The 12895-nt window shown below is 63.7% G+C and carries 9 protein-coding genes; 3 read left to right on the forward strand and 6 right to left on the reverse strand.

Going from position 1 to position 12895, the window contains the following annotated elements; translation table 11 throughout:
• The 5 genes from ACESNG_RS02495 to ACESNG_RS02515 form a co-directional block, all read right to left on the reverse strand.
• Positions 1-738, reverse strand: a 738-nt coding sequence (locus ACESNG_RS02495; RefSeq protein ID WP_373067665.1) for a M20/M25/M40 family metallo-hydrolase, incomplete at its 3' end; no start/stop codon positions are given.
• Positions 738-2255, reverse strand: a complete 1518-nt coding sequence (locus tag ACESNG_RS02500) for a Gfo/Idh/MocA family protein (protein ID WP_373067667.1) — start codon at positions 2253-2255, stop codon at positions 738-740. The genes ACESNG_RS02500 and ACESNG_RS02495, both read right to left, overlap by 1 nt.
• Positions 2256-2299: 44 nt before the next feature.
• Positions 2300-2998 (reverse strand): hypothetical protein, encoded by a 699-nt coding sequence (locus ACESNG_RS02505; RefSeq protein ID WP_373067670.1) that lies wholly within the window; start codon positions 2996-2998, stop codon positions 2300-2302.
• 47 nt (positions 2999-3045) lie between these two features.
• The gene (locus tag ACESNG_RS02510) at positions 3046-4371 is read right to left on the reverse strand and encodes a M16 family metallopeptidase (RefSeq protein ID WP_373067672.1); all 1326 of its coding nucleotides are present in this window, start codon (positions 4369-4371) and stop codon (positions 3046-3048) included.
• A 47-nt stretch (positions 4372-4418) separates the two neighbouring features.
• Positions 4419-5780: a M16 family metallopeptidase gene (locus tag ACESNG_RS02515; protein WP_373064813.1), complete on the reverse strand. Its 1362-nt coding sequence runs from the start codon at positions 5778-5780 to the stop codon at positions 4419-4421.
• On the opposite strand from ACESNG_RS02515, the gene murB reads away from it, so the two are divergent.
• The 3 genes from murB to ACESNG_RS02530 all read left to right on the forward strand — a co-directional run bounded on the left by murB (position 5761) and on the right by ACESNG_RS02530 (position 12237).
• Positions 5761-6882: a UDP-N-acetylmuramate dehydrogenase gene (gene murB, locus ACESNG_RS02520; RefSeq protein WP_373064811.1), complete on the forward strand. Its 1122-nt coding sequence runs from the start codon at positions 5761-5763 to the stop codon at positions 6880-6882. The genes ACESNG_RS02515 and murB overlap by 20 nt on opposite strands.
• A gap of 239 nt (positions 6883-7121) precedes the next feature.
• Positions 7122-10874, forward strand: a complete 3753-nt coding sequence (locus tag ACESNG_RS02525; RefSeq protein WP_373067674.1) for a carboxypeptidase regulatory-like domain-containing protein — start codon at positions 7122-7124, stop codon at positions 10872-10874.
• Positions 10875-10902: 28 nt separating this feature from the next.
• On the forward strand, positions 10903-12237 hold the full coding sequence (locus ACESNG_RS02530) for a hypothetical protein (protein ID WP_373067677.1): 1335 nt from the start codon (positions 10903-10905) through the stop codon (positions 12235-12237).
• Positions 12238-12392: 155 nt separating this feature from the next.
• Here the strand turns inward: ACESNG_RS02530 and ACESNG_RS02535 are convergent, their stop codons facing one another.
• Positions 12393-12881 (reverse strand): hypothetical protein, encoded by a 489-nt coding sequence (locus tag ACESNG_RS02535; protein ID WP_373061395.1) that lies wholly within the window; start codon positions 12879-12881, stop codon positions 12393-12395.
• Positions 12882-12895 lie beyond the last annotated feature (14 nt).

Consider the following 12895-nt stretch of genomic DNA (forward strand, 5'->3'; position numbering starts at 1 on the left):
CACAACGTTGTACGAAATCTTCTCGGTGGTCTGGATGTTCACCGACATCACGCGACCATCGGCCACTCGCACGCGGCCGCCTTCATTCAGCGCAAACTCGGCATCTTTAATGAGATCGAAATGCTTCTCGATGACCCGGTCGATACCGACCTCGTCGCCGCCTTCCTCGGCCGCCGTAGCCAGGAAGATGATGTCGCGATCGAGCGACGCGCGCTGCGTCGCCAGTTGCTCCATGGCCGCCGTAGCCGTGGCGAGCATTCCCTTGTCGTCGATCGCGCCGCGACCATACAGGTACGACACGCCCTCTTCGTCGCGAAGCGTCGCGGTGAAGGCCGGCGTATTCCATTTGGTCGTGTCGGCACCGACGACGTCCATGTGCCCCATGATGAGCACCGGACGCTTGGTCGGATTTACCGCGCGTAATCTCGCGATGAAGTTGGCGCGTCCGTTACCGGCATCGAGCACGTGGCGCTCGACGCCGGGGATCTGTGCGAAGATGGCATCGAAATAGCGCGCCGTGAGCATCTCGTTGCCCGGCGGATTCTGCGTGTTCAGCGCGATGAGCTTGGTGAGATGTTCGAGCGACGCGCGCTGCGCCAAGGCGCGATCGAAACCAGCCGGCGCCGTCGTGGTCACCCTATACGTCGACACCGCTTGGGCCGGCAGTGCGGCGGGAGCATTGACCGACAACGCGGCCACCACACCGACCGCCCAATATTCACGAGGACGCAGGCGCACTACAGCTCCCATCCTTTACGGTACACACGCGTGAGATACTGATCCGCGTCGGGTGCATTGGTGAACTTCATCGCCTCGCTGTCGTAGATCACCTTGCGACCCTGCCCGGCCCGCAACGCCGCCATACCGAGCAACATCGTTTCAGTGAGCGGCGACGCCTGCGAGAACGGAGAGCTGGACTGCACTTCGCCCTTCGACGCCTGAATCCAGTTCTGCTCGTGCGACACCGCGATGCGCGCCACCGTGACGGGCACCTGCTCGGCCTTCTTCGCGATCGCCTCCGGAAAGATGCGCGGCTTGTTGCCGTACGTTTCGTAGAACATGATGCCCTTCTCGCCGATGAACACACTGCCACCGCCGTCGCTACCGGGGCTGTTCATAGGCACGTCTGGCGGGAGCATCTCCGGGTGCGGCGGCAAGAGGCCGCCGTCATACCAGAAGAGTTTGAGTGCATCGCGCTTGCCCACCTTCGGGAACTCGTACTGCACCATCGTCGCCATCGGGTACGTGGCCGGCGTCTTCTCACCACCGCCCCACGGTGTGGACGACGCCGCGATCGACGTCGGGTACGTGAGCCCGAGCGACGTGAACGGCTGATCGATCAAGTGCGCGCCCATGTCGCCCAGCGAACCGACGCCGAAATCGAGCCATCCACGCCACGCGAACGGATGGTACGCCGGGTGATACGCGATCTCCGGGGCGGGGCCAAGGTACAGATCCCAGTTCAGTCCCGGCGGCATCGACGAATCGTTGGCGGCCATGGCCGAACGTACCGCGTTGTCGACGGTGCCCATGTTCCACTGTGGACGCGGATTCGGCGGCGCGGTCGGCGCGGGGGCAGAAGCTGCGCGGGGACGCGGAATACCCTGCGCCCAATAACGCACCGGGCGATCGGTCCACACGTGCACTTCACGGATCTTGCCCAGCACGCCCGACCCGATGATCTCGTTGATGCGGTGCGAGCCCTCCATCGAGTGGCCCTGGTTCCCCATCTGCGTGGCCAGCTTCGGATTGGCTGCGGCCGCCTTCTGCAATAGTCGCACTTCGTGTACGGAGTAGGCGAGCGGCTTCTGCACGTAGACATGCTTGCCCAAGGACATCGCGGCCAACGCGATCGTGGCGTGCAAGTGATCGGGCGTCGCGATCAGCACAGCGTCGATGTCCTTCTGCTTGTCGAGCATCTCGCGGAAGTCCGTGTACTGCTTGGCATTCCTGTACGCGTCGGCCAGCTGCACGTTCTCCGGTGTCGGCTCCCCGGTCCGCGGCTTGAGCCGTCCGTTCAGCGAACGCTCCACATAGGCGAAGTCCACGTCGCACACGGCCACGATGTTCTCCGTGAGCATCTGCGACATGTTGCTCATGCCCATGCCACCGACACCGACGCAGGCGATGTTGAGCTTGGCGCTGGGCGCGCGATAGCCGGGGCCACCGAGTACGACACGCGGCACGATCATCGCACCGAAGGCGAGCTTGGCGCTGTCGGACACGAAGTCACGACGGGAGTATGGATTTGACATGGGAGGCGGGGGTGTCGTACGCAGAGGGTGGCCACTGAGGTCGATCACGGCGTGACTGCTGGAATCATGATATATCCCTCGCGCCAGCTTCCTGCGAGGCGAAAGGGCGGCGCACCTGCCAATTGCACCTGTTCGGTGCGGCCGGCGGCCCACCAGGCACCGGCGATACCACCCACGACCGCCTGCAGTTGATCGTGCGTACGCACCTGCTCGAGGGTGATTCCGGTGCGTGCCTGCAACCGCGCTCCGGCCTCCTGCACATCAGCAACCGACGCGCGTCCCTTGGCCATCAACGGCGACAGGCCCAGCGCACGCCACCCCGCCGTGGGAAAGCTTTCCGTCACCACGCGAGCGTGCGGCGCGGCGGCGGGGTCACCGGGCAGCGCCCAGTCGGCGGACTCCAGCAACGCTTCGAACAGCGCGATCGAGAACGTCGTGAACCCGAGGTAGGTGCGCGGCTTCACGCCATCGGGTGGGAGACCGGTCTTGCCGGGGGCGCGCACCACGCGCTCGCTGAGTCGGCAGTGGGGCGAATCGGTATCGGGCGAGCGCCAACCCAGTGGGCCATCGATGCAAAGACAGCGCACCGCGTGCGCGTCGACCATCTCCCGCAACCACGCGGCCAGCGGTGCCACCGAAGGGCGTCCACTGAGCGGCACATCGAAGGCCCGTGCCGACAGTGATTCCTGTTGCCCGGCACGATCGTAGGTGACCAGCGCCACCCCGATATCGCGGTAATCCACGTACGCGAGATCGACGGAGAGCGCGACCCCACGGCTCTGTGGCTCGTTCAGAAGCGCAGCATCCGCGCCGGCGTCACCTTGGACGGATCACCGACGTAGGCCCACCGCACCTTACCCATGTACGTGCGAGCGGCCCGCTGAATCTGCTCCGGCGTGACGGCACGAAGCTCGTCGACGAACTGCGCCGCGAGACGGAAGTCTCCTTGATACAGTTCGGCGCGCGCCAGCATGTTCGCCTGGTCGGCGTTCGTTTCGTTGTCGAGAAAGTACGTCACGATGAACTGCTGCACCAGCCGCTCGAGTCCGTCGTTCGTGATCGTACCTTCGCGCATCGACGTGATCTGCTCTTGCATGATCACGAGCACTTCATCGGGCTGTGTCGTGGTGACATAGAGTCCACCGAGCGAGAAGGCGCGTTCCACGAACGGTGCATTCACGGAGTACGCAAGATTGCGACGACCGCGTACTTCCGCGAACAACCGGCCACTGAGCACCGCGCAGGCCAATCGCAGCGCGGGATAATCCTTGCTCGTGGCTTTCGGACCGTGGAAGTATCCCTGCAGATAGTTCGTGGGCAGCGTGCGCTTCTCCACCACATACGCACTCGGCAACTCCGCCGGCGGATCGGGCAGCGTCCACGTATAGTTTCCCTTCGGCATACGGCCGAGCGTTTCACGCACCAACTTCTCCACCTTCGTGCGCGACACATTGCCCACCACCACCAGTATCATGCGCGACGTCACGACCTGCGACGTGTGATACGCCTTGAGGTCGGCGGTCGTGATCGACGACAACGATTGTTCGGTGCCCGTGGGCTCGAGGGCGTACGGATGACCCGAAAAAGCGATGCTGTCGGCGAGATAGTCGAGCAACGCATCAGGACTGTCCTTCCGCTGACGGGTCGCGGTCACGAACTGCTCGCGCACCAGCTCCACTTCCGCCGGATCGAGTCGCGGCGCCATGACACGATCGGCCAGAATGGCCCACGTGCTGTCGAGGCCGGTGGTGGTGGCGCGCAGACTGATCGTGGTCCAGTCGGCATTCGCGCTCACACCGATCGCGCTCCCCAAGCGCGCCATCTTCGCGCGTAACAGGTCGCGGGGATACTTCGCCGTCCCGCGTTCGCTCACCTCTAGCAACAACGTTTCGATGCCCTGATTCGCCGCCGTGAGCTGACGAGTGCCACCCAACAGATACAGGTTGGCCGCGACTACGTTGTTCGCACTCACGCGACGCAGAATGACCGGGATACCCGCCACATCAAACTTCGAGGTGAGCGTGTCGGAAGGCGAAGAAATCGCCGGCGAGAGCTCCACCTGCTTCGCCACCGCCTGCCCGGGCAAGGACGTCGCCGCAATCGCAACGAATCCCACCGCGCACAGCACCCCATACCCCCTACTCCCGACCCCATACTGTTTTTTCATTTCCGCCCCCCGGGCGTCAGCAATTCCTTCTCCGTGAGCCCGATCGACCGACGCGCCTCAGCGGAGAGCAAGACACCCGTGATGCGCGGCTTTCCGGCGATGTACGTGCTGGTGTACCGCAGGAGATCGGTGATACGCTGCTGGGCCATGGTATCCGTGTAGCCGATGAAATAGTCGAGGTTGGAAACGCTCCACCAGAAGCCGATGGTGTGCGCGATCTCCGAGGCCTTCTCGATGCCGAACGCGCTCGACACGGTGCGCTGCGCTTTCACCGATTCGAGTTCGCGCGTGGTGACGTACGTGGGATCGGTGAAGCGCGCGATCTCGCGCTCCAACGCAGCTAGGGCGGCGCGGAACTTCTCGGGGGTGGTTTGTCCGCTGATCGAGATCGGGCCGGTCTGATTCAGCGTGTAGTAATTCACGCCGACGCCCTGCCACAGTCCGGTGTCCACCAGGTTTTTCTGAAACGTCGAACCCGGCGTATTCAGCACATCGCTGAACACATCAGCCGCGAACGTGGCGCCCGGATCCCTGCCCACGCTCGGACCCTGCCACTGTATCAGCACGGCCACTGCATTGATCGGCTCTTCGCTGATGTGCGACTTGTTGCCGTCGAGCGCAGGAATGGGCGGAATAGGATCGGCCTTGAACGGATCCTCACCACGCGGCCAGGCCCCGAACACCTGCTCGGCCAGCTTGAACACGTTCTCCGGATCCACGTCGCCCGTCACGATCAGCGCGCTGTTGTTCGGCACGTAGTACTTGCGCTGAATCTCCCGCATCTGCGCCGACGTCACGTTGGCGATCACGGTGCGATCACCGATCGTATTCTTCCGGCTGAACTGTCCGGGATACAGCAGCTCCGTGGCCATCTGCTGAAACGCGAAGCCTGGCTGCGCTTCATTGCGGTCGTATTCACCAAGTACGACTTCCTTCTCGCGCTTCAACTCGTCTTCGCGAAAACTCGGATTGATCAGGGCACTGGCCAGGAAGCGCAATCCACCGGCCACCGAATCGGCGGGCAACGTGAGGTAGTAATTCACGCGCTCTTCCTGCGTCGTACCGTTGAATACCGCGCCCAGTTCGGCGGCGCGATCGTTGAAGGACTCGGCGTTCGGCAGATCCTTGTTGGCCTTGAAGAACATGTGTTCATACATGTGCGCCAAGCCGGCGAACTCGGGACTCTGCGTGAACGCGCCGTTGCGCACATTGATTTCGAGCGTCGCGATGGGCACGCCGTGATTCTCCACCACAATCACTTCCATGCCGTTCGTGAGCACCTTCCGGCGCACGACCTTGGCCAGTTCGGCACGGGACTGCGCCGGGAGCAGCTGCGGCGTGGCCGCCGGAACGGTCACCGCGAGCAGGGCGGCCGCAACGAGGTGCCGGAGGCAAAGCCGGGCGCTGAAGGATGCGGGCATGCGACGTGAAAAGGGGGAGGGTGAGCAGTGTCACTTGAACGATGGCGTACGGACCCGCTGCGGGGAATCTTTCGGTATGAACCCCGCCCAGATTGCCGACGAACTTGTTGCCGCATCCGCTGTCGCCAGACCGCCGCTGGATCGCAACCGCCTGCTGCTGAGCGCACCGCTCGCGCCGTTCACGACGTTCCGTATCGGCGGACCGGCCGACGTGTTGTTCGAAGCGCAGACCGCCGATGAGCTGGCTTCGGCCATCACGGCCGCGAAACAGGCGGGGATCCCGTGGTTCGTGTTGGGCTTGGGGGCGAATGTCCTGATCGGTGATCGCGGCATGCGCGGGCTCGTGATCCGGAACGCTGCGGCCGCCCACACAATTTCCCCAAACGGGACACTCTCGACGGAAAGCGGTGCCGTGATGCAGGACCTGGTGCTCGACACCGTGCGTGCCGGCTGGTCGGGGCTCGAGCACTACATCGGCATCCCGAGCACCGTGGGCGGGGCGCTGTGGCAGAACCTGCATTTTCTCTCGCCGGCCCCAGAGCGCGAGCGGACGATGTTCATCGCCGAAGTATTCGAGAGCTGCGAGATCCTGACCGAGGAGGGCGATCGCCGAGTGGTCCGCGCCGACTACATCAAATTCGGCTACGACGATACGATCTTTCATCATCGCCGGGATATGGTGTTGAGCGCGACGTTTCAGCTGACCAAGGCCGATCCGGCCAGCCTCCACCAGATCCTGCAGGAAAACCTATCCTGGCGCGGCTCGCGGCACCCATGGCTGCAGGTGCATCCCAGCGCCGGCTCCATCTTCAAAAAAATCGAAGGCGTGGGCGCCGGTCGTCTGATAGACCAGTGCGGCCTCAAAGGCTTCCGCGTGGGCGACGCCCAGATTTCCCACATCCACGCCAATATCCTGGTCAACCTCGGTCACGCCACGGCAGCCGACGTGAGAGCACTGGTGGCGCACGCGCAATCTGTGGTAAAGGAGCGGTTCGGCCACGAACTACAGCCTGAGGTCGGCTTTATCGGGGAGTTCTAGCTCCAGGGAAGGCTTTTCCCTCTGCGTTCTCTGCGCCTCTGTGTCCTCTGCGTGATCGGTTCGGCGGCGGCGTGGTCAGAACAGATCACGCAGAGGCGCAGAGAACGCAGAAAACGCAGAGGAAACGAATGTCGGGTGACCTGTGTCGAAACGGGCATGTGATGCGGTCCGTACAAATTGTAACCCGCCTTGCCTATTCCCCCTGATCCCTCCCCGACGTGCTTCGTCGTTTTTTGATTGTGGCCAGCCTACTTTTCTTGGGCCTGACTGTCTCTCCGCGATTCGCCGCCGCTCAGCAGGTTGACGTGATCCGCGGCCGGGTTACCGGCGCCGAGGGGGAGCCGCTCGACAATGTGGCCGTGGTCGTCACCTCGATCTCGGGCAACGTCAATCGCACCGCGCGCACCGATCGCTCCGGCCGCTTCACGGTCACGTTCCCGGGCGGCGACGGCGACTACATCGTCACCGTCACGGCGCTCGGCTACAGCGTCAAGCGCTTCGAAGTGAAGCGCGGCGCCGACGAGGACATTCTGATTGCGGATGCCAAGATGTCGAAGGTGGGCGCGGTCCTCGATGCGGTGAAGGTCACAGCCGCGCGCCAGAAAGTATCCCGCAACGAAGTGCAGGCGGACGTGGGCGGCACCGAGCGCGTGATTCAGAACAACAGCGCGCTGCCGCCCGACCAGATGGGTGACCTCGCTGCCATGGCAGCCACGCTTCCCGGCGTGCAGCTCGTACCCGGGCAAGACGGCGGCGCGAACGGATTCTCGGTGCTCGGACTTGGCGCCGATCAGAACAACACCACGCTGAACGGCATGATGTTCGGCGGCTCGGGACTACCGCGCGATGCGAGCGTGCTGAGCTCGCTGACCACATCACCATATGATGTCTCGCGTGGCGGATTCTCCGGCGGGCAATTCGGACTTCGGACGCGACCGGGATCCAACTTCATTGGCCGAGGACTGAGCTTCGTGGGCGATGCCCCGTCGCTGCAGTTTACCGATGCGGCAGCGCGCGCGAACGGGCAGGAGTATACCAACGGCTCATTGGGCGGCTCGGTGTCGGGCCCGGTCATTTTCGACAAGGCGTTTTACAACATGTCGTTTCAGCTTGGCCGTCGCAGCAACGACCTGCAGACCCTGCTGAACACATCGAGCACCGGCCTGCAGGCATCGGGTGTCGCCGCCGATTCCGTGCAGCGTCTCGTGGGCATTCTACAGAACGCACGCGTGCCCATCGGCTTCAGCGGACTGCCATCCAGCCGGCTGGGCGATCAGGGCTCCGTGCTCGGCGCCATCGACTTCACGCCGCCGTCGAGCACCAGCGGCTCCGCCTACAACCTCACGTTCAGCGGCAACTGGAACCATCAGAATCCCGCGACACCGCTGAACACGGGACTGGCGACCACGAGCGGCGAGCGCACGTCGGTGGGTGGCGGGATGCAGGGGCGGCACAGCGGCTACTTCACTCTGCGCAATATCGGCATTCTCACCGAGACGTCGGGCGCTGTGAGTGCCTCGAGCAACGTCGGATTGCCGTACATGGATCTGCCGGGCGGGCGCGTGCGCGTGAACTCGAATTTCGCCGACGGTACGAACGGCGTGCAGAATCTGACATTCGGCGGCAATCAATTCCTCGGTACTTCACAGACGTCGAACAGCGTGTCGGCGCTGAACACGCTGTCATGGTTCAGCGGCGACAACAAGCACCGTCTCAAGCTGGCCACTGAAGTGCGGCGTGATGGCTCGTCGCAGGATCAGACCGTGAACCGACTGGGTACCTTCGCATACAACTCGCTCGCCGATCTGCAGACCGGTGTTCCCATTTCATTCACACGCGCGCTCGCTCCACGTGAACGCGACGCCAGCATGATGGTGGGTGCAATCTCGCTCGGCGATTCGTATCGGCGCACCAATCGTCTGCAGTTCCAGTACGGCGTGCGCGTGGATGCCAACCGGTACCTCGATGCACCGGCTCGCAATACCGACGTGGCGCGACTGCTCGGCGTGCGCAACGATCTCGTACCGGACGGCGTGTTCGTGAGCCCGCGCGTGGGCTTCTCGTGGCAGTACGGCACGGGTCCGCAGATCGGCGCCTTCGATGGCGCGTTCCGTGGGCCGCGCGCGGTGGTGCGTGGCGGGGTCGGCGTGTTTCAGAACACACCGCAGGCCACGCTGGTGGGAGCGGCGATCGACAACACCGGTCTGGCCAGTGCGATTCAGCAGCTCGCCTGCGTGGGGCCGGCCACGCCGATTCCCGATTGGAACGCCTACGGCAACCCGGCGCTCATTCCCACGCGCTGCGCCGACGGCAGCACCGGTACCGTGTTTTCGAATCGCGCGCCGAACGTGACGCTGTTCGCCAAGGACTACGCGGCGCCCAGCAGTCTGCGCTCGAACCTGAGCTGGTCGGGGCCGATTCTGCGGAATCGTTTCAATGCGAGTTTCGACGCGACGTACTCGCTGAACACGCGGCAATCGAGCTTCGTGGATCGCAACTTCGAGGGTGTGCAGCGCTTCGCACTCGACAACGAATCCGGTCGGCCGGTGTATGTCCTGCCCACCAGCATCGTCCCGCTCACGGGAGCGATCGCGGCCGGCGATGGTCGCGTGGCAACAGCGTTTCAGCGCGTCACGGAGCAGCGCAGTGATCTGAACTCGCGTAGCGCGCAAGGGAGTGTACGACTGTCGCCCACGAACTTCAGCACGAACTTCAGTTGGAGCATGAGCTACACCTACTCGAACGTGCGCGAACAGTTCCGCGGCTTTACCAGCACCACCGGCGATCCGCAGGCGGTGAACTGGTCGCGCTCGTCGTTCGATTCGCGTCACCAGATCACGTACAACCTGAGCTACAACGCGTTCGACTTCATTCGCCTAGGTTGGTTCGGTCAGTTCCGCTCGGGTACGCCCTTCACACCCACGATCGGCGGCGACGTGAACGGTGACGGCTTCGGCAATGATCGCGCGTTCATATTCAACCCGGCGTCACGTAATGCGTCGAACAATGCGTCGAGCGATGCGGTCACCGCGGCCGGTGTGCAGGCGCTGCTCGACAACGGGTCGCGGATGGCGCACGAGTGCCTGTCGTCGCAGCTCGGGAAGCTGGCGGCACGCAACAGCTGTCAGGGCCCGTGGGTTGGCACGGCCAACATGTCGATCTCGTTCAATCCGCTCAAGCTGCGCTTGCCGCAGCGCGCCAACCTGTCGTTCAACGTGTCGAATCCGCTGGGGGCTGCCGACCTGATTCTGCACGGCGAGAACAATCTGCGCGGCTGGGGACAGCAGCCGTTCCTCGATCAGTCGCTGCTGTACGTTCGCGGCTTCAACGCGACGACCAGGCGCTACACGTACGAAGTGAACCAGCGCTTCGGAGCCACCAATCCGCAGTTCAACAGCTTCCGCGTTCCGGTCACGATCACGGCCCAGCTGCGCTACGACATCGGCCCCACGCGTGAGCGGCAGGTGCTCACGCAATCGCTCGATCGCGGCCGCCTTACCAAGGGCACGAAGGCGGGCGAAGCGATGATCAAGGCGCAGTTCGGCAACGGCGGTGTGCCCAACCCGCTGGCGACGATCCTGCGCGATCAGGATACGCTCAAGCTGTCGTCGGATCAGGCCGACAGTCTGGCCACGATGAACCGGCGCTACACGGTGCGACTCGACTCCATCTGGGCACCGATCTCGAAGCGTTTTGCCGATCTCCCCGAGCGCTACGATCACGACGGCATCTACGCGCAGTACGTGAAGGCGCGTGAGGCGAGCATCGACATTTTGCGGAAGTACGCGCCGGCCGTGAAGGGGTTGCTGACCGACGCCCAACGTCGCCTGCTGCCGCCGTTCGTGGCCAGTGCCCTCGACGATCGCTATCTCAAGTCGATCCGTTCAGCGACCTCCGGCGGCGGTGGCGGCATGATGCTTCCGGGCGGCGGGGCCATGATCATGGGCGGCGGCCTGGGTGGTGGCTTGCAGACGATTGAAATCCGACGGTAGTTCGTTTCTCATCTCAACGACTCCATTCATGACTCCTATTTTCGCGCGATTGCTCGCGCTTCCGACGATTCTCGCGGCGTTGGCTCCGGCCGCTGGCGCGCAGGCGCGTCCCCCGATCCGTCAACTCGGCGCGATGCATGCCGTCACTACCGATTCACTCGGCATGGTGAACAATGTACGGGCGTTGCCCGGTGGCCGACTGCTGATCAACGATGCCTCGAGTCGCCGTGTGCTGCTCGTGGACTCGACGTTCAAGCTGATCAGTATCGTGGCCGACTCCACCAGCAGCACGGCCAACGCATACGGACCGCGCTCGGGCAGTCTGATCGCGTTCCGTGGTGACTCCACGCTGTTCGTCGATGCGGCGTCGCTCTCGATGCTGGTGATCGACCCCACGGGCAAGATCGGTCGCGTGATGTCGGTGCCGCGCTCGCAGGATGCGATGATGCTGGCCGCCGGCGGACTCGGGACCGGCGCGTACTACAGCAACGGCTACCTCGTGTACCGCGGTATGCCCGGGTTTCGCATGCAGATGGGGCCTGGTGGCACCCCGACGATGCCATCGATCGCGGACACGATGGCGATCGTCCGCGTGAACGTGCAGTCGCGCGCGGTGGATACGGTGGGGTTCATCAAGATTCCGAAGACGAACACCAACATGTCACGCAGCGACGACGGCAAGATCAGCATCTCGATCGAAGTCAATCCGTTGCCCGTGGTCGATGACTGGGTCGTGACCTCGAACGGCGATGTGGCGCTGATTCGCGGCAAGGATTATCACATCGACTGGATGTCGCCCGACGGCACGCATCGTTCGTCACCCAAGATGGCCTTCGACTGGAAGCGCCTGACGGACGAGCAGAAGGTTGCACTCATCGATTCGGTCAAGGCCATTCGTGATCGTGCAGCGGCCGCGAATCCGGGACAAGGCAACGCGATGGCGGCAGCGTTCGGTGCGGCACTTGGCACGGGAGGAGGAGCCGGTGGCGCAGCGCCGCAGATGGTGATGAGCCTTGATGTACGCGCCGGCGCCGGTGGACCTCCGCGCGGAGGCGGGACACCGCAGATCATGGCGCCGCAAATCAACTATGTGTCGCCCACCGAGCTGCCCGACTACCAGCCAGCCTTTTTCGCGACGAGCGCGAAGGCCGACGACGACGGCAACATCTGGGTCCGCACGATCGCCACGAAGCCAGCGCCCGGTGGCGCCGTGTACGACGTGATCAACGCCAAAGGTGAGGTCGTGGATCGCGTGCAGATCCCCGAGAACCGCACGATCGTGGGCTTTGGTCAGGGGGGTGTGGTGATTCTCGCGCTGCGCGAGGGCACCACGACCAAGCTGGAGCGGGCGCGGGTGAAGTAAAACGTTCGCCGCGAACGTCGAGCAGCAACATCTGGAACACGGAGTAGACGGATTTTACGGAACCGCACGGATATACAACAACGCGTTGTGTTTATCGGTGCGGTTCTGTGTCATCCGTACGTTCCGTGTTCCAGCGGTTTTTATCTCGCCCCGCCTCACTGATTCTCAAGCACCACGTCGCGTACCGCGCTACGACAGAGGCGTTCATCGCTACGACAGAAGCTGGTGCGTAGCGTGCCGCGAATCGGAAGCGCGGTTCGCGGCAGAGTGATCGACGCGCGCTCCACGAAATAGGCGCTGTCTTCGGTCACGGTAGGCGCGCGCAGGATGAAACGACGTCCGTCAATGCCTTCAATGACGGGGGGTAGCAGCGCATTCACGCGCGCCCCTAGCTCCACGGAGATCATCACGCGCACGGAGTCAACACCGAACGCGAGGTCCAGGTCAGGGGGTACGACCGGGCGCAGGTCGGGGGCGAGCTGGGGAAGCTGCGGCAACGCGGACACGATCGGCGCTCGCGTGAGCGTCTTCGGCACGGAACCGGGATCACCAGCGCAGGCGGCGAGCATGAGGCCGATGAGGGTTTGCACGGCTAGCACCGCGGCCGGACGAGTACCCCAGCGGGTAAAACGCAAAATCGACATATGATGAAGATAGC

The organism is Gemmatimonas sp., from assembly GCF_041689975.1.
GTDB lineage: Bacteria > Gemmatimonadota > Gemmatimonadetes > Gemmatimonadales > Gemmatimonadaceae > Gemmatimonas.

What these genes read in the sequence shown, in the direction of transcription:
- ACESNG_RS02530 (WP_373067677.1), top strand. Translation starts at nt 10,903, where the DNA reads ATGACTCCTATTTTCGCGCGATTGCTCGCGCTTCCGACGATTCTCGCG.
- ACESNG_RS02535 (WP_373061395.1), bottom strand. Translation starts at nt 12,881, where the DNA reads ATGTCGATTTTGCGTTTTACCCGCTGGGGTACTCGTCCGGCCGCGGTG.
- ACESNG_RS02500 (WP_373067667.1), bottom strand. Translation starts at nt 2,255, where the DNA reads ATGTCAAATCCATACTCCCGTCGTGACTTCGTGTCCGACAGCGCCAAG.